Source organism: Sphingopyxis sp. MC1 (assembly GCF_000371385.1).
In the GTDB taxonomy this organism is placed as follows: domain Bacteria; phylum Pseudomonadota; class Alphaproteobacteria; order Sphingomonadales; family Sphingomonadaceae; genus Sphingopyxis; species Sphingopyxis terrae.
Genome location: NZ_AOUN01000001.1, coordinates 68614 through 90510, shown reverse-complemented (window position 1 = coordinate 90510; position 21897 = coordinate 68614). Strand labels below are relative to the sequence as shown.

Sequence of the window (21897 nt, the reverse complement as noted above, 5' to 3'; positions counted from 1 at the left end):
ATGATCTTTTCCCCGACGCTCAGCGTGGACGCCGATCTGGCGAAGGCGCCCGACTATGCCGCCTGGACCAGAGCGGCGATTGCTGCCGACGGCAAATCGGGGATGCAGGCGTGGCGCGACGCCGACGAAAGCAAGCATTTCGACTATCGCGCGATCCGCGCCCGCCTCGAACGGCTGCGCAAGCTGTCGGCGGCGGGCGATGTGAAGGGGCTGCTCTTCGTCCTCAACGAAGGCATCCACGGCAATATCGACGGCATGGGCCACGAACGTCTGTATCAAAAGGCGCGCTTCGGCACCAAAAGGCTGATCGAGGATTATGTGGCAGAGGTCGTCTCCGCGCTCGGCAAGATCGCCGCGGCGCGCAGCATCCCGCGCGACGAAAAGCGCGATTTCTTCCGCCGCGCCCAACATTGCTACGGCCGCTCGGCGCTGCTGCTGTCGGGGTCGGGCAGCTTTCTCTATTTCCATGTCGGCGTCGTGAAAGCGCTTTGGGACGAAGGCGTGCTGCCGACGATCCTCGCGGGATCGAGCGGCGGGTCGATCGTCGCCGCGGTCGTCTGCACGCGCAAGGATGCCGAAGTCGGCGCCTTTCTGGCCAGCGACAAGCTCGCCAGCGCCGACCGCGATCCCGAAGTGCGCCGCCTTGCCCCTGATGAGGTCGCCGCGCGCCTCGCCGAACTCATTCCCGATCTGACCTTTCAGGAAGCCTATGAAGTCAGCGGCCGGCATCTGAACGTGTCGGTCGCGCCGGCCGAAAAATATCAGAACGGCCGCCTGCTCAACGCGATCACCGCGCCCAATGTGCTGATCCGCGAAGCGGTGCTCGCCTCCTGTGCGGTGCCTGGCGTCTTTCCGCCGGTCATGCTGATGGCGCGCGACGAGGCGGGCAAGCGCGTGCCCTATCAGCCCGACCGGCGCTGGGTCGACGGGTCGGTGACGCACGACATTCCGACCAAGCGGCTCGAACGCCTCTACGGCGTCAACCATCATATCGTCAGCCAGGCGAACCCGCTCGCGCTGCCTTTCGCGACCGACACGCGCAAGCAGATGGCGCCGATCGAGGCCATTCAGCATGCGTCGATGGCGACCTTCAAGGCGTGGCTCAACGCCAATATGGTGATCTTCCAGAAGCCCCTCGAACTGGTGCCGCCGCTCAACAGCCTCGCCAATATGGCGCGCTCGCTGATCAATCAGGAATATACCGGCGACATCAACATCATCCGGCCGCCCAAATTCTGGTCGCCGACGAAGATTTTGTCCGATCTGTCGCAGGACGATATCGACGAACTGATCGACACCGGCATGCGCACCGCCTGGCCGAAGATCGAGATGGTGCGCACCCAGACCGCGATCAGCCGCGCGCTCGACGCCATCCTCGCGCGCATCGACAAGGGCGGCGACGACGGCCCCGGCCACCGCAGCGCGGCGCTCAAAAAGCCGGTCCGGTGAGCGGCGCGGGGGTGATGCTGCCGCCGGGATCGGCGGGCGCCGGCGCGATGCTGCACGTCACCCATTGGCTTCCCGCCGCGGCGCCCAAGGCCGTGATCCTCCTCGCGCACGGCTATGCCGAGCACGCCGGGCGTTACGCCCATGTGGCAAAACGGCTCACCGACGCCGGCTATGCCGTCTATGCGGTCGACCATTGGGGCCATGGCAAGTCGGATGGCGAGGGGGGCTATGTCCCGCGCTTTTCGGCCTTCACCGACGGCATGGCCGAACTGCTGACGCTCGTCGAGGTCAACCATCCGGGCGCGCCGCGCCTGCTGCTCGGACACAGCATGGGCGGCCTGATCGCGACGCTGTTCCTGATCGATCGGCAGGACGCCTTTGTCGCCGCCGCGCTGTCGGGTCCGGCGATTGTCCCCGGTGCGCCGCCCTCGCGCTTCACCGTCTGGATCAGCCGCTTTCTGTCGCGCTTTTTTCCGCGCCTCGGCGTATTGGCGCTCGATCCGAACGGGGTCAGCCGCGATCCGGCGGTGGTCGCCGCCTATCTTGCCGATCCGCTCGTCTATACGGGCAAGATCGGCGCGCGGCTCGGCAAGGAATTCATGGACGCGATGGCGGCCGCGCAGGCAGGCGCACCGAAAATCAGGCTGCCGATCCTGCTCCAGCACGGCGACCATGACAGCCTCGCCTCGGTGGCGGGGTCGCACTATCTGTTCGACCATGTCGCCTCGACCGACAAGCGCCTCGAAATCTATCCCGGCCTGTTCCACGAAATCTATAACGAGCCCGAACGCGATGCGGTGCTGGACGATCTGATCGGCTGGTTTGACGCGCATGTTCCGCGGCCATAGCCAAAGTCCGTTCGTGCTGAGCTTGTCGAAGCACCGTCCTTCTGGTGAACGCCGAAAGAAAGAACGGCCCTTCGACAAGCTCAGGGCGAACGGAAGAGGGAATTAGACAATGAAAATCCTTCTCATCCTCCTCTTCGCACCCCTGATCGCGCTCGCGATCTTCTATTTCGTCTTCCCCGGCCGCCTCGTCGCGATCGGTCGCGCGCTGCTCCGGCGGCGCGGCGGCACGGTGCAGAAAAGCGTCACCGTCGACGGCCGCGCCTGGCCCTATCTGGAGGGCGGCGATCGCACGAAGCCGACGCTGCTGCTCGTCCACGGCTTTTCGGGCGACAAGGATAATTGGTCGTTTCTCGCCCCCTTTCTGACGCGCGACTATCACGTCGTCGCACCCGACCTTCCCGGCTTTGGCGAGAATGAACGCAACCCCGATCTTGCGTATGACATCGAAGCGCAGACCGCGCGGCTGAAGGCATTCGTCGATGCGCTCGGACTGCGGCAGCCGCATATCGCGGGCAACAGCATGGGCGGCTGGATCGCGCTGCGCTACGCGCTCGACTTTCCCGATGCGCTCGCCAGCCTGATCCTGATCGACAATGCCGGGGTCGCGGGCGCGAACGAGAGCGACCTTCAGAAACAGGCCGCGAACGAGGATTATAACCCGCTCGTCCTGGCGGGTATCGAGGATGCCGACCGCCTCGTCGCGATGGTCGTCCACAAACCGCCCTTCGTGCCGTCGCGGATCAAGCCGGTGCTCTATGCCGACGCGCTCAAATATCGCGATCAGCTCGATACCGCCTTCTGGGTTATTGCGACCGAGATGCGCGACCGGCCGCTCAACGACCGGCTGGGCGAGGTGACGGTGCCGACGCTGATTATCTGGGGCCGCCACGACCGGCTGATCGACGTCAGCTGCGTCGCCGTGCTCGAAGCGGGCATCGCGAACAGCCGCGCGCATGTGCTCGATCATGTCGGCCATGTCCCGATGGTCGAGGACCCGAAGGCCACCGCCGCGCTGATGAAGGATTTTCTCGGGCCGCTCGATTAGCCGCCGATTACGTCGGACTTGATCCGCCGGTCAAACCATGCGTCATTGCGAACCCGGCAAAGCCGGGTGAAGCAATCCAGACTGGTTCGGGCCAGCACTGGATTGCGTCGCTTCGCTCGCAATGACGAGCAGGGAGAAGGAGGGGCTATGCGCCTGAAAGTGGGCCTCCTCGGCGGGGGGAGCTGGGGGACGACGGTCGCCGCGACGGTATCGCGCAACGCGCCGATCACCTTGTGGGCGCGCGACGCCGAAACGGTCGACGGCATCAACCGCGATCAGGAAAACCGCAAATATCTGCCCGGCATCCGCCTGCCCACGGCGCTGCGCGCGACGGCCGATCTCGGCGAAGCGGTGGCGGGCGCCGACGTCCTCGTCATGGGCGTGCCGTCGCACAGCTTTCGCGCGGTGCTGGAGGAAGCACGCGATCATCTGCGCCCCTGGGTGCCGGTGATCAGCCTGACCAAGGGACTCGAACTCGCGACCGGCAAGCGGATGACCGAGGTAATCGAAGAGGTGCTGCCCGGCCATCCCGTCGGCGTGCTCACCGGCCCCAATCTCGCGCGCGAGATCATGAGCGGCCAGGCGGCGGCGAGCGTACTGTCGATGGAGGATGAAATCGTCGTGCGCGCGCTGCACCCGCTTTTCCATTCGGGGCTGTTCCGCGTCTATACCAACACCGACCTGCTCGGTTGCGAACTCGGCGGGGTGCTCAAGAATATCATCGCGATTGCGGTCGGCATGGGCGACGGGCTCGGCGCGGGCGACAATACGCGCGCCGGGCTGATGACGCGCGGGCTGGCCGAAATCACCCGGCTCGGCGTTGCGATGGGCGGGCGCCCCGAAACCTTCGCGGGTCTGACCGGCATGGGCGACCTGATCGCGACCTGCACCAGCCCGCTGTCGCGCAACCGCCACGTCGGGGTCGAACTCGGCAAGGGGCGCCATATCGACGCGATCATCGCCGACATGCACATGGTCGCCGAAGGCGTGAAAAGCGCGCCCACGGTGATGGCGCTCGCCGATCGCCACGGTATCGCGATGCCGATCGCGCGCGACGTCTTCGACGTGACGCAGGGCAAACGGACCGCGCAGGACGTGTTCCGCGGGCTGCTCAAATCGAGCGTCGGTGACGAAGCGCATCCGGGGTAGGGGCGTCGGACGGAGGCGCCGCCTCGCTTGCGGGGACGGCCGTGGACGATTCCGCCGCGAGGCGTGTCGAATCCTCGTCGGTCCGTGAAGAAAAGCCGGTTCTCTTTCGTTCTTTCTCCTGACCAGCAGGGTCCACCAAGGAGACGAACGATGAAAAAATGGACGACTTTGGCGGCGCTTATGGCTCTTCCGGCCGGTGCCGCAATGGCGACGGTTCCCTATGGATCGATGCCGCCGGGTTTCGATCGCCCCCCGGTTCGCAGCGTGCCGATTGCCGGTGTCTACAATAAATATTGGTACAATTATCGCACCGATATTCTTGAGGCTGAAAAGGAGCTCAAGAGCGACTTGGGCCGCGCAACCGACCGCGAGGATCGCTGGGATGCATGGGACGAATGGGCGACCGAAGTCGTCGACGCCGACAAGGATTATACCAAGGTGATGCGCAAGAAGGGCTATCCTGTGGGGCGCGTCTCGATCGAAGGCTGATTGTCGAAACGATTATGTCTCAAAAGACGGCGGGCGCTACGCGTCCGCCGTCTTCATTCTATACCCCGCCTTCGGCCAGGAGCGCCTTCGCTTCCTCGCCCTGCCAGTCGATGGCGCCGACCACGCGCCACAGTTCGCGCCCGTTCGCATCGTAGAGGATGCTCGTCGGCAGCGCGGTATTCGCTGCGTCCAACAAGGTGTTCTGCGGATCGAGATAGGGTTGCAGCGCCTTCAGCCCCGCCTTCTGGAACCAGGGATCGACGACCGCGGCACCCTGCAGATCCTGCGCCACCGCTACGACCGTCAGCTTGCCTGCCTTTTGCGCGGCAAGCGCATCGAGCGTCGGCATTTCGGCGACGCAGGGCGCACACCAGGTCGCCCACAGATTGACCAGCAGCGGCTTGCCGCGAAACGACGCGACCGTCACCGGCGCGTCGTCTGGACCGCGAAAGACGGCGACCGGTCCGGCCTTGCCGGCGTTGCCGCGCTCGACGACATGCTGAAAGGTGGCGGGGTCGCGGCCATGCGCCGCTTCGCCCGGCGAAATATTTGCTTGTCCCGCGCCTGCTTGCTCCGAGGCCTCCTTTTGCCTATCGCACCCCGCGACGGAACCGGCGATCAGCAGGGCCAGCACGGCAAGACGGAGATTTGGAACGCGGCGGATGGCGAATACTCCCGATAGCAACAGCATGTGGGGCGGCCGCTTCGGTGGCGGACCTGCGGCGATCATGCAAGAGATAAACGCCTCGATCCCCGTCGACAAACGTCTTTGGGAAGAGGATATCGCCGCCAGCCGCGCGCATGCCGCGATGCTCGGCGCGCAGGGGATCATCGCCGCCGCCGACGCGGCGACCATCGATCGCGGGCTGGCGCAGATCGCCGACGAGTTCGCCGCGAACGGTGTGCCGGTCGATCTTGCGCTCGAAGATATTCACATGACGGTCGAATCGCGCCTCAAGGAACTGGTCGGCGAAGCGGCCGGGCGGCTTCACACCGCGCGCTCGCGCAACGATCAGGTCGCGACCGATTTTCGCCTCTGGGTGCGCACCGCGTGCGACCGGATCGATGCCGGGCTCAAGGCGCTTCAGGCCGCTCTGCTCGCGCGCGCCGACGAACATGCGGGCAGCATCATGCCGGGCTTCACGCATCTGCAGGTCGCGCAGCCGGTGACGCTCGGCCACCATCTGCTCGCCTATGTCGAGATGTTCGCCCGCGATCGCGGCCGCTTCGCCGACGCGCGCGCGCGGCTCAACGAATCGCCGCTCGGCGCCGCGGCGCTTGCGGGCACCAGCTTCCCGCTCGACCGTGCGGCGACCGCGGCGGCGCTCGGTTTCGACCGGCCGATGGCGAACAGCATCGATGCCGTATCGGACCGCGATTTCGCGCTCGAATTTTGTGCCGCCGCCTCGATTGCCGCGATTCACCTTTCGCGCCTCGCCGAAGAGATCGTGATCTGGGCCAGCCAGCCCTTCGGTTTCGTCAGCCTGCCCGACGCCTGGTCGACGGGCAGCTCGATCATGCCGCAAAAGCGCAATCCCGATGCCGCCGAACTGGTGCGTGGCCGCGCCGGCCTGCTGCTCGGTGCGTTCCAGCGGCTTTCGGTGATCGTGAAGGGGCTGCCGCTCACCTATTCGAAGGATTTGCAGGACGACAAGGAAACGGTCTTCGGCGCCTTCGACGCGCTCGCGCTGTCGCTTGCCGCGATGACCGGCATGGTCGACACGCTGGCCTTTCGCACCGACCGGATGCGCGCGCTCGCCGCATCGGGCTTTTCGACCGCGACCGATCTGGCCGACTGGCTGGTGCGCGAGGCGGGGGTGCCGTTCCGCGAGGCGCACCATATCGTTGGTGCCTGCGTGAAACGATCGGAAGAGCTCGGCGTTGAATTGTCGGCGCTTCCGGCGGACGAAGCGGCGGCGATCCATGCCGCGGTCACGCCCGCCGCGCTCGCGGCGCTGACGGTCGAGGCGTCGGTCGCCAGCCGCATGAGCTATGGCGGCACCGCGCCCGAACGGGTAAGGCAGGCCGTTGCCGCGGCGCGCGCGGCGCTGGAGATTTAGGTGATGGCAAAGATCCGCACGACGATTTTGCTGGCCGCCTCGGGCGCTGCGCTCGTGACGCTTGGCGCGTGCGGCAAGAAGGAAGATCTGAAGCCGGTGGCGGGTTCGGCCCCGCCCGCGCTGCCCATCGGGGCACAGCGCCAGCCGACCACGGAGGAGCTTACGACGCCTGACGCGCAGGCCCGGCCCGCGCGCAGCGACGACCTTCTTAAACGATCCGAAAAGCGCGAACCCGACGATTTCGACTTGCCGCCTCCGGGCTGAGTTCAGGACCTTTTCCATGGATCATTTTGCTTATCGTGACGGCGTTCTCTACGCCGAAGACATCCCCCTGCCGCGCATTGCCGAGGAAATCGGCACCCCCGTCTATGTCTATTCGCGCGCGACGCTCGAACGCCATGCGCAGGTGTTTCGCGACGCGCTCGCCGATATTCCGCGCAAGCACATTGCCTTCGCGATCAAGTGCAACCCCAACCTCGGCGTGCTGCGTGTCCTCGCGCGGCAGGGCTATGGCGCCGACGTCGTGTCGGGCGGCGAGCTCGAACGCGCGATCGCGTCGGGGATGGCGCCCGAAGACATCGTCTTTTCGGGCGTCGGAAAGACGCGCGCCGAGCTGGCGCTCGGTCTCGACCGCGGCATCGGCCAGTTCAACATCGAACATGAACCCGAAGGCGTCGCGCTCGCAGAGATCGCGGCGCGGAAGGAAATGACCGCACAGGCGGTGCTGCGCGTCAATCCCGACGTCGACGCGGGCACCCACGCCAAGATTTCGACCGGCAAGGCCGAAAACAAGTTCGGCGTCGGCATCGACGTTGCGCCCGAAATTTTCGACCGGCTCGCGCGGCTGCCCGGCCTCAAGCTGCGCGGCATTGCGCTCCATATCGGCAGCCAGCTCACCAGCCTCGACCCGCTGGAGGCGGCGTTCGTCCGCGTCGGGCGGCTGATCGCCGATCTGCGCGCTGCGGGGCACGACATCACCCATGTCGACCTCGGCGGCGGGCTCGGGGTTCCCTACAAGGAGGGCGACAACCCGCCGAGCCCCGCCGATTATGGCGCGATGGTCGCGCGCGTCACCCGCGACTGGGACGTCACCTTGATGTTCGAACCCGGGCGCGTCATCGCGGGCAACGCCGGCGTGCTGCTCACCGAAGTGCTGTGGGTCAAGCCGGGGGCGCAGAGCGATTTCGTCATCGTCGATGCGGCGATGAACGATCTGGCACGTCCGGCGCTCTACGACGCGTGGCACGATTTCCAGGCGGTGCGCCCGAGCGGCGAGACGATGACCGCCTCGATCGTCGGCCCGGTGTGCGAAACCGGCGACACCTTCGCGCGCGACCGCGTGATCGACAAGGTTGCGGCGGGCGACCTCGCCGTTTTCCGCACCGCGGGCGCCTATGGCGCGACGATGGCGTCGACCTACAACAGCCGCAGCCTGGTTCCCGAAGTGCTCGTCGACGGCGACCGCTACATCGTCGTTGCCGACCGTATCGCCGCCGGCACGATCATGGCCGCCGAACGCGTCCCCGACTGGATCGACTGAACAAGATTGCGTTCGGCAAGAATTCCATCGAAATTATGTGTGTCCCCGCGAAAGCGGGGATCCATCTCCTGCCGCTTGGAATTGGCACTTGCCGGAGATGGGCTCCCGCCTTCGCGGGAGCACAGGGTTTGCAATGGTTGAAGGATATTGCCGATGCACCAGCTTCCTCTCTTCCTGAACCTTGCCGGCCGCACGGTCGTGCTGGTCGGGGAGGGGGAGGCTGCCGATGCGAAGGCGCGGCTGATTGCGCGCGCCGGCGGGCGGATCGTGCCGCAGTGGGAAGAAGGCGCGGCGATTGCCTTTGTTGCGCTGGACGAGGGCGCCGAAGAGGCGGCGGCGGAGTTGCGCGCGCGCGGCCTCCTCGTCAATGTCGTCGATCGGCCCGATCTTTGCGATTTCACCACCCCCGCGATCGTCGACCGCGCGCCGGTAACGATCGCGGTCGGCACCGGCGGTGCGTCGGCCGGGCTCGCCAAGGCGGTGCGCCAGCGGATCGAGGCGTTGCTGCCCGCCACCCTCGGCAATCTTGCGACCGCGCTGTTCGCCGCGCGCGGCGCGATGAAGGCGCGCTGGCCGGACGCCGCCGACCGCCGCCGCGCGATCGATACCGCGCTGGCACCCGGGGGCGCGCTCGACCCGGTTGCCGGGCCGGACGAACAGACCGTCGCTGCCTGGCTCGCCGCCGATCATGTGGCGGCGCCCGCGCGGCTGGAGGTGATCGCGCTCGCCAGCGACGATCCCGACGACCTGACGCTGCGCGCCGCGCGCCTGCTGGGTGAGGCCGACCATATCTTCCACCCCGCTGCGACGCCGCCCGCGATCCTGGCTCGCGCGCGCGCCGATGCGGTGCGTCACGTTACCGAAACGCCGCCTGCCGATCCGCCACCCGGCCTGTCGCTCTGGCTCGCACCGGCGATTACGCGAAGTTAATTGGGCTTCGCTCCGGCGCCTTCCTAGCCCTGTCGCCGGCGGCATCGACGCCGCCGTTTCAGACAGGAGGGATTATGGAATTTCCGCCCATTGCCATCGACGCGCTGCCGCTGCTCGACACCGCGGTCGGCCTGTACGGATCGACGATCGGTCCCGACACGACGACCGACGGGTCGGTGTTCGACATCGCCGTGACCATTGCAACCATCGTGCGCGGTTGACCGTGCGCCGACGCGGAGCACTGCCTCTGCGTCGGCCTGGATCGCACGCCATGTCGCGCCACGATCATTTCCCCCGCCACGACCCCGCACGCTGCGAGGCAGCCCGCGAGGCCACCGATGCTCTGGCGGAGGACTGGCGCGCCGAAGACGCCTGCCCCGGCGGTCTGATCGCCGCGATGGACGCGCTCGCGGAAGCGCCGCCCGCAGCGGCCATCGACGCGCTGCTGCCTTGGCTTACCGATATCGACTGGCTTCGCGCACGGCTCGCCGCGGCGCTGAGGCTGATCGCCGCCGATCCCTTCGCACGCCCCCCGCTGCGCCTCGTCGGCGGCGGCGACGGGCCTTGCGGGTTGGTACTCGCCGAGCGCGGCGCGATCCGCCTGTCGCTGCTGCTTCAGCCTTTCACTGCGGGCGCGGCCGATCCCGTGACCGCCAGCTTCCGTGCCGGGGCTGCCGCGATCCGCATTCTGGCGGGCGGCGGCGCCCGGCTGCGTCGGCACCGCATCGTCGGCGCGGCCGTTCGGCCGACCTTTACCGCGGCGGGGGCGGGATGCTGCGAAAGCGATCCGCCGCAACCGCTGTCGAAAGACACGATCCTGCGCCTCGACACCGCGCGCGAGGCGATAACGCTCGTCGGTGCGAGCGGCGACCTGTTGCTGCTCGACCTCGCGGTCCACCCGCCGTCATCGCTCCCCGTGCAAACCTATGACATTGCGAGCGGCCGGCTGGTCCATGTCGCCAGCGCCCGCCGCGACGCCAGTTTTCGGCAGATGGCGCTCGCGCTGCTCGGCGCCTTCGGCCGCCGCGACGCCGGGCCGCTCTTTGTCGAGGCGACGCGTGATGACGATTTCGCCGCGCGCTGGTCGGCGATGCGCCAGCTTGTCGCGCTCGATCCGGCCGCCGCCCGCGCGCCGCTCGCCGCGATGGCCGCCGCCGACCCGCACCCCGAAGTCCGCGCCGCCGCCAGCGCTTCGCTCGCGCTCTACCCGTCCCTCTGCGCCGCCAAGGATGCCCATGCCCCAGACGATCGCCCCGCCGCCGACGCCTGAATATGATCTCGAAGAGGTCGCCGCGCGGCTCGACGAAAGCGGCGTTGATCTGGGCGATCCCGCCAGCGTCGATCGCTGCGCCGCGCTGCTCGGCGGCCTTGCACGCAACCGCGATTTCCTCGCCGACCGCCTCGTCGCCGACCTCAAGGCGGCGCACGCGGGCCAACTCGCGGCGAACCGCTATTCGGCGCAGGTAGTCCTGCTCCACCGCAGCCGCCGCGGCCACTTCCTGCGCGCCAACATCTGGCCCTCGGCAAGCGACGAGGCCTATCGCACCAGCGGCGCGCGCGCCTTCTCCTATGGCGTGCCGCACGACCATAATTTCCACTTTCTCACCGCCGGCTATTGGGGTCCGGGCTATGTCAGCGATTATTATGATTATGACGCCGAGGCGGTCGATGGCCGCCGCGGCGAGCCGCTGAACCTGCGCTTCGTCGAACGCAGCAGTTTGGGCGAGGGCCGCATGCTCCTCTACCGCGCCCACCGCGACGTCCACAGCCAGCTTCCGCCCGAACGGCTTTCGGTCAGCCTCAACATCATGGACGAGGGCGAGCATGTCCCGTGGCGCGACCAATATCTGGTCGATCTAGGCACCGACGCCGCGCGGTGGGGCACGATCGCCAGCCGTCCGACGCTGACCCCCACCGAAGCGCTGCTCCGCTGTGCGGTCCACCTGACCGACAACGCCCGCGACATCGCCGACCATATGGCGGTCAGCCATCCGGTGCCGCGGGTGCGCGCCAGCGCCATCGCCGCGCTCGCCGCCGTCGCAGACGGGACGGGACGAACGGCGGCGCTCGAACGCGGCCTGCGCGACGCCGATGCGCGGGTCAGGGACGATTGCGAACGATGGCTGACGCTCTGACCCTGGGCGATCAGACCCCCGGCAGGCTCTCGATTTCGGGCGCCCCGGCGAGGCAGGGGCCGAGTTTCGCGCCGAGGGTGCGGAAATGGTCCGACGCGCGGTGCGCGGCGACCGCAGCCTCATCGTCATAGCATTCCAGCACCTTGTAAACGCCGGCTTCCGCGGTGCGGAACAGCTTGTAGAAGCTGTTGCCCGGCTCGTTCGCGCGCACCGCGGGGGCCAGCTCCGCAAACACGGCTTCGAATTCCGCTTCCTTGCCCGGCTGCACGCGCAGCGTGGCGATAACGCCGATTCCACTCATATCGTCTCTCCCCAAAAATAGTCAGGCTCAAATGGTCAGGCTCAAATGATCAGGCGCGCAGGTCGGGATCGACGTCCCAGCCCGCTTCGACCTGGATGCCGAAGCTGTTGAGCATCATCGAAACCTGCGTGTACTGGCCGACGGTCATCACCAGATCCATGCGCCCCTTGTCGCCGAGCGGCGCCAGCGCCGCCCAGGTCGCGTCGGTAACGAAATGGTCCGCGGTCAGCTCGTCGGTCGCACGCAGCATCGCGCGGTCGATGTCGCTCCAGCCCGCCGCGTCGGGTCCTGCTTTGATCCGCTCGATCTCGTCTTCGGTCAGGCCGCAGTCGAGCCCGATGCGCTTGTGCTGCGTCCATTCATAGCCCGACCGGCAATTATAGCCGGTGCGCAGGATAACGAGTTCGCGATCCCGCGGGGTAAGCGCATTGCGCTTCGACAGGATATAATTGCCCCAGCCGAGGAAAGCGGTCAGCGCCTTGGGCGCGTGCGCCAGCGTGCGGAAGATGTTGAGAATCCTGCCGCCGCCCACCTTGCCGCCATCGGAGGCAAGAAAGGGTTCAAGCGCTGCGCGCTGGTCGGCATCGAGCCGGCCCAAATCGACCGGCTCGATGCGCGGAGCATTCAGACGCAAATCAGAAGACCTCGAACAGGCCTGCTGCGCCCTGGCCACCACCGATGCACATGGTGACGACAGCATATTTGACGCCGCGGCGCTTGCCTTCGAGCAGCGCGTGGCCGACGCAGCGCGCGCCGGTCATGCCGAAGGGGTGACCGATCGAGATCGAGCCGCCGTTGACGTTGAGCAGGTCGTTCGGAATGCCGAGCTTGTCGCGGCAATAGAGCACCTGCACGGCAAAGGCTTCGTTGAGTTCCCAAAGGCCGATGTCGTCCATCTTGAGCTCGAAGCGTTCGAGCAGCTTCGGGATGGCGAAAACGGGGCCGATGCCCATTTCGTCGGGCTCGGTGCCGGCAACGGCCATGCCGACATAGCGGCCCAGCGGCTGAAGCCCGCGCTTTTCAGCGACCTTGGCCTCCATGACGACACAGGCCGACGATCCATCCGAAAGCTGGCTGGCGTTGCCCGCCGTGATCGTGTGGCCTTCGCCCATCACCGGCTTCAGGCTCTGCAGACCTTCGAGCGTGGTGTCGGGACGGTTGCACTCGTCCTTGTCGGCGACGACGTCCTTGAAGGTGACTTCCTTCGTTTCCTTGTTCACCACCGCCATCGTCGCCTTGCAGGGGACGATTTCGTCGTCGAACTTGCCGGCGGCCTGGGCCGCGGCGGTGCGCTGCTGCGACTGGAGCGAATATTCGTCCTGCGCTTCACGGCTGATGTTGTAACGCTTTGCAACGACTTCTGCCGTGCCGATCATCGGCATGTAGATGTCCTTGTGCATCGCCAGCAGTTCCTGGTCGGCCTCGAAGAAGGTCTTGCCGCTGCCGCTGACCTTCGAGATGCTTTCGACGCCGCCGGCGACGCAGATGTCCTGGCGGTCGACGATGATCTGCTTCGCGGCGGTCGCGATCGTCATCAGGCCCGACGAGCACTGGCGGTCGATCGACATGCCAGGAACGGTGACGGGCAGGCCGGCGCGCAGGCCAATCAGGCGCGCGACGTTCATCGTCTGCGATCCCTGCTGCATCGCGGCGCCGAACAGGACGTCGTCGATCTCGCCCCCTTCAACCCCGGCGCGCTCGACCGCGGCGGCGACCGAATAGGCGCCCAGCGTCGGCGAGGTCGTGTTGTTGAACGATCCGCGCGCCGCCTTGGTCAGCGGGGTGCGGGCGGTGGAAACGATGACGGCGTCACGCATGATAAACTTCCTTCTGCTTGGTTCCGGTTGTCTTTTCGGGGGAGGTTCGGCCGGAATGCCGGTTTATATGTCAGACGAAGAACTGGCTGATCCATTCGGCCATCAGCGCGGGCTTTTCCTCGCCCTCGATCTCGACCGTGAATTCCAGCGTCTGCTGCCACTGGCCCGGACGCTTTTCGTCGAGCTCGAGCAGCTTGAAATGGCCGCGCACGCGCTTGCCCGAGCGCACGGGGGCAAGGAAGCGCACTTTGTTGCCGCCATAGTTGACGCCCATCTTGACGCCCGCGGGGCGCGGGCAGTCGGATTTGGTCATCAGCATGGGGAAAAGCGAGAGGGTCAGAAAGCCGTGCGCAATGGTACCGCCGAAGGGCGTCAGCTTCGCCTTTTCTTCGTCGATATGGATGAACTGATGATCGCCGGTCGCGTCGGCGAACTTGTTGATCATCTCCTGATCGACCAGCACCCATTCCGACGTGCCGAGCGGCTTGCCGACCAGTTCCTTCATTTCCTGCGGCGTCATCGCGCTCATCCTTTATCCCCTCTATGTCTGTCGAGGGGCGCGTTCTAGGCCCGCGGGGCGGGGTAGCACAAGAGCCTAGGGCTTTGCGCTACGGCGCCGTAGCGTCAGGACTGGGCGGGCTTCGGCGTCTTCATCGTGACGCTTTCGGCATAGGGGAGAATCATCGTCCCGTCGGGCGCCGCGGTGAAGGTCGTCTGCGTCGGATAGGCGAAGTCGTAGCCGGCGTTGGTCATCTCTTCGAAGACGCGGATGCCGATCGCGGTGCGGGCCGCAATGACCTCATTATAGTCGGCGCTCGGAATGTCGGCGACCAGCTCGAAGTCGAGGCTCGAGGCGCCGAAGCCGATGAAACTCGACCGGACGAACTCATGCCCCTCGGCCTCGACCTGCGCCTTCAGCAGGTCGGGCAGCGCGCGCAGCATCGCGGGCGTGGTCTGATAGATGACACCGATCGCGAACTGGACGCGGCGGCGTTCGAGATGGGCATAGTTGGTGATTTCCTTCGACAGCAAATTGGTGTTGGAAATCACCAGCAGCTCGCCGTTGACCGACCGTAGATGCGTGCTTTTGAGCCCGATGCGCTCGACGGTGGCGACGCTATTGTCATATTTGATCGCTTCGCCGACGCGGAACGGGCGGTCGAAGATGATCGACAGCGACGCGAACAGGTCGGAAAAAATGCCCTGCGCGGCAAGGCCGATCGCGATGCCGCCAATGCCCAGGCCGGCGATCAGGCCGGTGACATTGACCCCCATATTGTCGAGGATGACGATCGCCGCGACCGCGAACAGCGCGATGCTGATGAGCAGGCGGATGATACCCATCGCGTTGACCAGCGTCTCGTTATGCCCCTCCGCGGCGCGGCGCTGGATCAGCCCGAGGACGATTTCGCGCGCCCAGATCGCCACCTGCAGCACCACCGCGACGGTGAAGACGAACTGGATGATCTGCAGGACGACAAGGGGCGGGTTGGCCGACGCCGCGACCAGCCGGATCGCGACGATCGCCAGCACCAGCGACTTGGTTTTGTGGATCACCCGGCCGACAATGTCGGTCAGCGTAAATTGCCCCGTTGCCGACTGTGCCTTCTTGAGCGCGAAGCCGCGGATCAGCGAGAGCGCAAAATAGATGACGAGCCCGGCGCCGATCGCGATGCCGATCTGCAACCAGTGCGTATCGACCCATGCGACGCTGCTGGTCCACCAGGCGCGGATCTGCGCGGCGGGGTTGGCGGTCGCGGTGGCAAGGAAAGGCAAAGTCACGTCGGTCCTCTTGGTCTGGTCGGTCGGTCAGGCGGAACGGAGCAGCGCGCCGGCATCGGGCGCGCGCTCCAGATAGGTCAAAAATCCGCGTTCGTAACGCGAAAGATATTTGGTCGCGCGCGGCAGGCGCCCCGCGGCCGTGGCGAAATCGCCGCGATCTTGCGCGGCGGCGATCATGGCGGGGTGGACATAGGCGCGCCGTGCGACCGCGGGCGTGTTGCCGAGCCGGTCGGCGACGCGCGTCAGCAACGCCTTGAGCGAGGGCGGTTCGGTGGCGTCGTACAGACAGGCGAACGCCTCGACGCTCGCCCACCAGGTGCGGAAATGCTTGGCGCTGAAATCGGCGCCCATCGCCTCGCGGATATAGGCGTTGACCTCGTCGGACCCGACCGCGCACGGGCCGTCCGCATCCTCATATTGGAAAAGATGCTGGCCGGGCAGGTCCTGCAACCGGCGCACCAGGGTCGCCAGGCTGCGGTCGCTGATCGTCACCTCGCGCCGCGCGCCGCCCTTGGCGCGGTAGCGGAGCCGGAGGCGCTGCCCCTCCAGTCGCGCGTGACGCCGGCGCAGCGTCGTCGCGCCGAAGCTCTTGTTCGCGGCGACATATTGTTCGTTGCCGACGCGCAGCGCGGCGAGGTCGAGCAGGCGGACGACCGCCGCGACGACGCGGTCCGCGCACAGCGATCGGCGGCGCAAATCGCTTTCCAGCCGCGCACGGAGCAGCGGCAGCGCGTGGCCGAAGGCGGCGCAGCGATCATATTTGTCGGCTTCGCGCGCGGCGCGGAAATCGGGGTGATAGCGATATTGCTTGCGCCCGCGCGCGTCGTAGCCGGTCGCAAGGATATGGCCGTTCGCGGCCGGGCAGAACCAGGCATCCTCATAGGCGGGGGGCAGGGCGATCGCGTTGAGGCGCTCGATCTCGGCGCGGTCGCGGATCACCTTGCCCGCGGCGTCGCGATAGCGCCAGCCCGATGCGGTCCGTTCGCGGCGGATGCCGGGCAGGCTGTCGTCGACATGGATCAGGCGGGGGGCGGCACGCGGCGACGGCATGCCTTGTTAAGCGTCCCGGCCGGGCGATGGTTCCCTCCGCCGGCGCAGCGGGCGGGCGTCAGCCCTGGCGGCTTTGCGCCCGCCGCCCGGCCGCCAGCCGCGACAAGAGAGCGTCGCCGCCGCGCTGGACGATCCGCCGCGCCGGGACTTCCAGCCAGCGGTGGAGCAGGTGCGAGACGGCGAGTGTCAGCGCCACGAAAGCGGCGACCTTGGCCGGCGCGACCATCGCCGGATCGTCGACAAGGACCAGCTTGAACAGGATCCACAGGAAGAAGTGCGACAGATAGACCGCATAGCTGATGTCGCCCAGCCACTGCGCGAGCCGCCCCGACAGCAGCGGGCGCGGCGCGAGCGACGCCTGGAGCGCGGCGATGACGACCGCCGCCATCGCCAGCGGGATCGCGGCAGGCTGGGGCAGGCCGGCGAACAGGATCAGCGCCGCGAGCAGCGCGAAGATCGCCGCCGTCGCATTTATCGCCCGGCTCCCGTCGGCGCGCGCGCGCTGCGCCGCCCACCACTGGCAGAGCGCGACCCCGATGAAGAATTCGGCGAGGCAGCGGACGAGGCCGGTCGCCGCGATATCGTCGCCGATCCCCGCGCGCCCCGTCGCGGCGAACCAGCCGCCGAGCGCCGCCGCGAGCAGCAGCGCGAACAGCGGAAAGCTCCACCGCCCAGCGGGCAAGCGCGCCGCCCAGCCGCCCGTCGCGGCGAGCAGCAGATAGGCCGCCCATTCGGTCGAGATCGACCAGGCCGGGTCGTTCCAGCGCAGATTGGCGGTGAAGCCCCAATTCTGGACCAGCAGCGCGTGCGCGGGCAGCGCGGCAAAGCCGTAATGCGGCCCCGGATCGCGCCCGCTGGCGAGCAGCGCGAGCGCGAACAGCGCCATCGCCGCCAAGATCGCGAGATGCAGCGGAAAGATGCGCGCGATGCGGCGGACCAGAAAGCGCGGCGCGGCGCGCGTCCCCTCGGCAACGAACGCCGGGCCGTAATTCCACCACAGCACGAAGCCCGACAGGACGAAGAAGAGATCGACCGCAAGATAGCCGTGCGCGAAACCGTCGATGACCGCGCCGGGCAGATAGCCCGCCATGCCGCCCCGGATATGGTAGAACAGCACCGCGAGTGCCGCAAAGCCGCGCACCCCGATCAGCGTCGGCAGCATGCGGGGCTTTTGCGCTGCGATCATGCGGCAAATCCCTGCGCGCGCGGCCGCATCCAGTTGCGTCCCGATTCCTGCTCGCGGCGGCGGCAATAGGTCGAAAGCCCGATTTCGAGCGCCAGCATCATGTAGATGAAGGGCTGGAACGCGATACCGACGAACAGCGAGCCGACCATATAGACGATATGGCCGTGCTGGAGCGCGGTCGCGAGCGGTGCGATCCATTGCTCCTCGGCGCGGCGTGTCTTGAGGTAGCGGCGGCGCACCCGCTCCATCTGGACGATGCCGGTGATGTGGAGCAGCAGCCACAGCAGCGTGCCGGGATAGCCCTGTTCGCCCAGCATTTCGAAATAGGCCGAATGATAGGCGCGCGACTGTTCGTCATGGATCACCGGATCGCCCGCACCCGGACGACCCGCATCGGCGTTCGATCCGGTGGTTTCGACGCGCAGGCGGTTCTGCATATAGGCCTCGAACCCGCCGCCGAACGGATGGTCCTTCGCATAGTCCCACGTCCACGCCCACACCGCGACGCGCGTCGATGCCGACTGGTCGGTGCGATAATCCTGCAGCGTTTCCATGCGCTGCGTATAGCTTTGCGGCAGGAAGGGGATCGCCGCGGCGACGAGCAGCACCGCCCCCATGATATACAGCAGCCGGTGCTTGACTGCGCGCAGCGACAGCAGCGCCAGCACGCCCAGGCAGATCAGCCCGGTGCGCGCCTGCGTCCCCACCGGCAGCAACATGCAGGCGAAGCAGAGCGCGAAGCAGAAGAGCGAAACGCGCCAGTCGGGCGGAAAGACGGTGCCGTGGCGGCGGAACCACAGGATCGCGGGGATGATCGACACCGCGACCGTCGACATGGTGCTGCCTTCGTACAGGCCGTAATTTTCGGACAGCAGCAGTTGCAATTCGCCATAGCCGCCGCCGCCCGCGGCGGTCTTGATCCCGCCGGCGATCGCGATCGTCGCGGCCGACAGCAGCATGAAGAGCAGCAGCGATTCGATGCGCAGCTTCGTGCGCAGCGTCAGCGGCAGGAAGATCGCCCAGACGAGCGCCTTCCACACCCATCCCCATTTATCGAGCGCCTCGACCGGAAAGTCGGCGTTCATCGTCGTCATCCAGCAATAAAAGAGCAGGATTAGCATCAACGTCTGCCGCCCCGACCAGCGCGTGTCGCGCTTGTCGTCAAAGGCGAGCCAGCCGATGATCGCGAGGATGAAGACGATCAGCGAGATCGGAATCGAATTGATCAGGAAATAGCTGAGCCGCTGCGGCGCGACGATGTCGATGTAGCAAAAGCACAGCACGAACAGGAACGGCTTGCGAAAGCCGACCCCGATGAAGGCGAACAGAAAGGCGACGAAGGCAAGGTCACGCATCGGATCGGCGATCCTCCGCGGCCTCGGCCGCCATCGCCGCCATGCGTTCGGCATCGCGCTGTTGCTGCCACAGCATGCGCGGGCCGACTTCGCGGTCGAGGTCGTCGCGGTGCAGCAGGCGCCAGAGGGCGATCGCCATCAGCACATGCGTCAGGGCAATCGCAAAATTGTCGATCATCGGCGGCGCACCTGGCTTCCCCTGCGGCCCGTGGGCCCGTTTCGGCGGCTTTACCCGATCGGGGTTGACGCGGCGTTAAGGCTTGTATGGCAAAGGCTTGGCCGATGACCCGGATCCTGCACGTCCTTGACCATAGCCTGCCGGCGCACAGCGGCTACACCTTTCGCACCCGGGCGCTGATGAAGGCGCAGGCGGCGAAAGGGTGGGCGGTCGCCGGGGTGACGGGGGTCCGCCATCCCGACCCCGGACCGCCCGTCGAAACCGTCGACGGGCTGACCTTCTATCGCACGCCGCCGATCGCGCCCGCGCGCTCGCCGTGGCGCGAATGGCGCGAAATCGGCGCGCTGGCGGACCGTGTCGCGGCGCTGGTCGACGAATGGCGCCCCGATCTGCTCCACGCCCACTCGCCCGTTCTCGACGGGCTCGCAGCGCTGCGCGTCGGCAAACGGCTCGGAATTCCGGTGATCTACGAAATTCGCGCCTTCTGGGAGGATGCCGCGGTCGGCAACGGCACGGGCCGCGAGGGCAGCGGGCGCTATTTTCTGACCCGTCAGCTCGAAAGTCATGCCGTCCGCGCCGCCGATGCCGTCGCGGTGATCTGCGAAGGGCTGCGCGGCGACCTGATCGCGCGCGGGGTGGATCCCGCCAAGATCGTCGTGTCGCCCAACGGCGTCGACCTTGACCTGTTCGGCGACCCGCCGCCGCGCGACGATGCGCTCGCCGCCGACCTCGGCCTCATGCCGGGCGGCGCGGTGATCGGCTTCATCGGCAGCTTTTATGATTATGAGGGGATCGACGATCTGATCGCCGCGATGCCCGCGCTCGTCGCTGCCGAACCCGGCGCGCGGCTGCTGCTCGTTGGCGGCGGGCCGATGGAGGCGGCGCTCAAGGCGCAGGCGGCGGCCTCGCCCGTCGCCGATCGCATCCTGTTCGTCGGCCGGGTTCCGCATCAGGCGGTCGGGCGCTATTATTCGCTGATCGACATCCTCGCCTATCCGCGCAAGAAAATGCGGCTTACCGATCTCGTCACGCCGCTGAAGCCGCTCGAAGCGATGGCGCAGGGCAAGCTTGTCGCGGCATCCGATGTCGGCGGCCACCGTGAACTGATCGCCGACGGCGTCACGGGCACGCTGTTCGCGCCCGACGATCCACCGGCAATCGCCGCGGCCCTTGCCGGGCTGCTGCGCGATCGCGACATCTGGGACGAACGCCGCCGGACCGCGCGGGCGTTCGTCGAGGCCGATCGTAACTGGTCGTCAAACATTTTGCGTTACGAGCCCGTTTACCAGAGATTGTTGCGCCGCGGCGCTGCATCGCTCGCGGCTTGATGATATAGGACAGGCTCCTCTTCGGGAGCGACGGATTTGGACGATATGGACGATAGCGCCGACGGCTCCGACAAGGTTTCGCATCGCAAGGCCCGCGCCGCCGCCTGGATGCGCGCGCTCCGCCCGGCGATGCCGGCGGTCATCGGCGCCGCGGCGCTGACCTTCCTCTTCGCCGCGGTCATGCCGATGGCGTGGGTGTTCGGCATTGGCTGGAACCTCTATCTCGACCGTCTGTCGGACCTGTTCGTGCCGCCGGTCGGCAATGGCGCCCGTCTCGCGCTGGCGCTCGGCATGGCGCTTGTCGCCGCGCTGGTTGCGGCCTTTGTCGCGCTGCTGATCGCCGAGCCCGAGGCGTCGGGCCTTGCCGCGCTCGGGCGCCGCCTGCGCCGTCGGCAGGAGGCTGTCGACGATGATATTCCGGTGCGCCGCCGCGCCGACCTCCATCCCGACGATCTGCCGCGCGCGCCGCTGCGCGCCGGACGCGACCTTCCCGAACAGGGGCTGGGGCCGGTCGATGCGGCGCCCGAGGTCGCGGCGGACTATCTTCCCGAATATGAACCCGACGCGCTCGCCGGTGCCGATGTCGTCGAGGATGCGGACGCTGTCGAGATCGTCGAAGCGGCCGTGGCACCCTATACGCCGCCCGCAGCCGACGCTGCGCCGGACGAAGAGGATGAACTGATCCTCGCCGATCTTGCGCCCGTCGAGGTTGAAACGCCCGGTGACGAACCCTGGCTTCAGCCCGCGAAAGTTGCCGGACCGGCGATGCCCGATCCCGCCGACAAATCGCTCGGCGCGATGGTTGCGCGCTTCGAGGCAGGGCTTGCGCGTCGTCGCGAAACCAGGACGGCAACCGCCGCAGTCCCGGTGCCCGATGTCGCCGCCAACGAAGATGCCGACGAAGAAATCGACTTCGCGCTCGAGGCTGCGCTCAGCACTTTGCATCGTCTGAACCGCGGCACGACGGGCTGAACCGCCGCTCCCGGCGGCCCGAAATCGCTTTCCTACATTGTTCCGGCATGCCAGCCTCGCCGCATGCCTTCCGTGCCATCCTTTCCTGCGCGACCCTCGCGGCGGCGGTCACTTCGTGTTCGGCGCGCTCGCGCGGCGCCCCCGCTCCGCAATAGCCGGCACAATGCAATCGCGTGTGAAGTTGCGCAGTTTTCCGCCATTTTTCGAACCGCACCGCGCCGCGGGCATCGCCCGGTCCTGCGGCGCCTTCGGGACGCCGCGAATGCTGCAATCGCGTGTGAAG

23 protein-coding genes and 1 pseudogene are annotated in these 21897 nt (G+C 67.1%); 14 read left to right on the top strand and 10 right to left on the bottom strand.

All coding sequences use genetic code 11. The annotated features are described in order from the left end of the window. The 5 genes from EBMC1_RS00475 to EBMC1_RS00455 all read left to right on the top strand — a co-directional run bounded on the left by EBMC1_RS00475 (position 1) and on the right by EBMC1_RS00455 (position 4980). Positions 1 to 1449: a DUF3336 domain-containing protein gene (locus tag EBMC1_RS00475; RefSeq protein ID WP_040589023.1), complete on the top strand. Its 1449-nt coding sequence runs from the start codon at positions 1 to 3 to the stop codon at positions 1447 to 1449. Beyond that, positions 1446 to 2297, top strand: coding sequence for an alpha/beta hydrolase (locus EBMC1_RS00470; RefSeq protein WP_003038842.1), 852 nt, complete (start codon positions 1446 to 1448; stop codon positions 2295 to 2297). Before EBMC1_RS00475 ends, EBMC1_RS00470 begins: the two co-directional genes overlap by 4 nt. A 109-nt stretch (positions 2298 to 2406) precedes the next feature. Continuing rightward, entirely contained in the window at positions 2407 to 3342 is a 936-nt protein-coding gene (locus EBMC1_RS00465) for an alpha/beta fold hydrolase (protein WP_003038839.1), read from the top strand. Positions 3343 to 3489: 147 nt separating this feature from the next. Continuing rightward, entirely contained in the window at positions 3490 to 4491 is a 1002-nt protein-coding gene (locus tag EBMC1_RS00460; protein WP_003038838.1) for an NAD(P)H-dependent glycerol-3-phosphate dehydrogenase, read from the top strand. A gap of 150 nt (positions 4492 to 4641) precedes the next feature. Then, entirely contained in the window at positions 4642 to 4980 is a 339-nt protein-coding gene (locus EBMC1_RS00455; protein WP_003038837.1) for a hypothetical protein, read from the top strand. A gap of 160 nt (positions 4981 to 5140) precedes the next feature. Here the strand turns inward: EBMC1_RS00455 and EBMC1_RS00450 are convergent. Further along, positions 5141 to 5671 (bottom strand): annotated as a pseudogene (locus tag EBMC1_RS00450) (TlpA family protein disulfide reductase); the annotation flags it as partial. Between EBMC1_RS00450 and argH the strand changes: the two are divergent. The 7 genes from argH to EBMC1_RS00420 all read left to right on the top strand — a co-directional run bounded on the left by argH (position 5643) and on the right by EBMC1_RS00420 (position 11645). After that, a complete protein-coding gene (gene argH / locus EBMC1_RS00445) occupies positions 5643 to 7040 on the top strand; it encodes an argininosuccinate lyase (RefSeq protein ID WP_231292838.1) in 1398 nt (465 codons plus the stop codon). The pseudogene EBMC1_RS00450 and the gene argH sit on opposite strands and share 29 nt — an antisense overlap. A 3-nt stretch (positions 7041 to 7043) precedes the next feature. Continuing rightward, on the top strand, positions 7044 to 7304 hold the full coding sequence (locus EBMC1_RS00440) for a hypothetical protein (RefSeq protein ID WP_003038829.1): 261 nt from the start codon (positions 7044 to 7046) through the stop codon (positions 7302 to 7304). 16 nt (positions 7305 to 7320) lie between these two features. Continuing rightward, positions 7321 to 8580, top strand: coding sequence for a diaminopimelate decarboxylase (lysA, locus tag EBMC1_RS00435; RefSeq protein ID WP_003038827.1), 1260 nt, complete (start codon positions 7321 to 7323; stop codon positions 8578 to 8580). A 153-nt stretch (positions 8581 to 8733) separates the two neighbouring features. Then, positions 8734 to 9510, top strand: coding sequence for a precorrin-2 dehydrogenase/sirohydrochlorin ferrochelatase family protein (locus tag EBMC1_RS00430; RefSeq protein ID WP_003038826.1), 777 nt, complete (start codon positions 8734 to 8736; stop codon positions 9508 to 9510). A gap of 74 nt (positions 9511 to 9584) precedes the next feature. Continuing rightward, positions 9585 to 9731, top strand: coding sequence for a hypothetical protein (locus tag EBMC1_RS18610; protein ID WP_162928309.1), 147 nt, complete (start codon positions 9585 to 9587; stop codon positions 9729 to 9731). A 50-nt stretch (positions 9732 to 9781) separates the two neighbouring features. Beyond that, complete coding sequence (locus EBMC1_RS00425) at positions 9782 to 10780, top strand: HEAT repeat domain-containing protein (protein ID WP_003038823.1); 999 nt, start codon at positions 9782 to 9784, stop codon at positions 10778 to 10780. Further along, complete coding sequence (locus EBMC1_RS00420) at positions 10746 to 11645, top strand: hypothetical protein (protein WP_003038822.1); 900 nt, start codon at positions 10746 to 10748, stop codon at positions 11643 to 11645. Before EBMC1_RS00425 ends, EBMC1_RS00420 begins: the two co-directional genes overlap by 35 nt. Positions 11646 to 11655: 10 nt before the next feature. On the opposite strand, the gene EBMC1_RS00415 is transcribed toward EBMC1_RS00420, so the two are convergent. From EBMC1_RS00415 to EBMC1_RS00375, 9 genes are all read right to left on the bottom strand, one after another. Beyond that, complete coding sequence (locus EBMC1_RS00415) at positions 11656 to 11946, bottom strand: putative quinol monooxygenase (RefSeq protein ID WP_003038820.1); 291 nt, start codon at positions 11944 to 11946, stop codon at positions 11656 to 11658. 49 nt (positions 11947 to 11995) lie between these two features. Further along, complete coding sequence (locus tag EBMC1_RS00410) at positions 11996 to 12580, bottom strand: carboxymuconolactone decarboxylase family protein (protein WP_003038818.1); 585 nt, start codon at positions 12578 to 12580, stop codon at positions 11996 to 11998. A gap of 1 nt (position 12581) precedes the next feature. Beyond that, entirely contained in the window at positions 12582 to 13763 is a 1182-nt protein-coding gene (locus EBMC1_RS00405) for an acetyl-CoA C-acyltransferase (protein ID WP_003038814.1), read from the bottom strand. 70 nt (positions 13764 to 13833) lie between these two features. Then, positions 13834 to 14292 (bottom strand): MaoC family dehydratase, encoded by a 459-nt coding sequence (locus EBMC1_RS00400; RefSeq protein ID WP_003038811.1) that lies wholly within the window; start codon positions 14290 to 14292, stop codon positions 13834 to 13836. Positions 14293 to 14387: 95 nt separating this feature from the next. Next, the gene (locus tag EBMC1_RS00395) at positions 14388 to 15539 is read right to left on the bottom strand and encodes a mechanosensitive ion channel family protein (protein WP_003038807.1); all 1152 of its coding nucleotides are present in this window, start codon (positions 15537 to 15539) and stop codon (positions 14388 to 14390) included. Positions 15540 to 15572: 33 nt separating this feature from the next. Beyond that, entirely contained in the window at positions 15573 to 16595 is a 1023-nt protein-coding gene (locus EBMC1_RS00390) for a DNA topoisomerase IB (RefSeq protein ID WP_003038805.1), read from the bottom strand. Between the two features lie 58 nt (positions 16596 to 16653). Continuing rightward, positions 16654 to 17781, bottom strand: coding sequence for an acyltransferase family protein (locus tag EBMC1_RS00385; protein WP_003038803.1), 1128 nt, complete (start codon positions 17779 to 17781; stop codon positions 16654 to 16656). Continuing rightward, a complete protein-coding gene (locus EBMC1_RS00380) occupies positions 17778 to 19136 on the bottom strand; it encodes a putative O-glycosylation ligase, exosortase A system-associated (RefSeq protein WP_003038801.1) in 1359 nt (452 codons plus the stop codon). The genes EBMC1_RS00385 and EBMC1_RS00380 overlap by 4 nt, the downstream gene beginning before the upstream one ends. After that, positions 19129 to 19314: a hypothetical protein gene (locus tag EBMC1_RS00375; protein WP_003038799.1), complete on the bottom strand. Its 186-nt coding sequence runs from the start codon at positions 19312 to 19314 to the stop codon at positions 19129 to 19131. The genes EBMC1_RS00380 and EBMC1_RS00375 overlap by 8 nt, the downstream gene beginning before the upstream one ends. Positions 19315 to 19418: 104 nt before the next feature. Here EBMC1_RS00375 and EBMC1_RS00370 point away from each other — a divergent pair, with 104 nt between their 5' ends. After that, a complete protein-coding gene (locus EBMC1_RS00370; protein ID WP_040589052.1) occupies positions 19419 to 20642 on the top strand; it encodes a TIGR04063 family PEP-CTERM/XrtA system glycosyltransferase in 1224 nt (407 codons plus the stop codon). 45 nt (positions 20643 to 20687) lie between these two features. Beyond that, the gene (locus EBMC1_RS17660) at positions 20688 to 21614 is read left to right on the top strand and encodes a hypothetical protein (protein WP_003038795.1); all 927 of its coding nucleotides are present in this window, start codon (positions 20688 to 20690) and stop codon (positions 21612 to 21614) included. Positions 21615 to 21897: the final 283 nt, after the last annotated feature.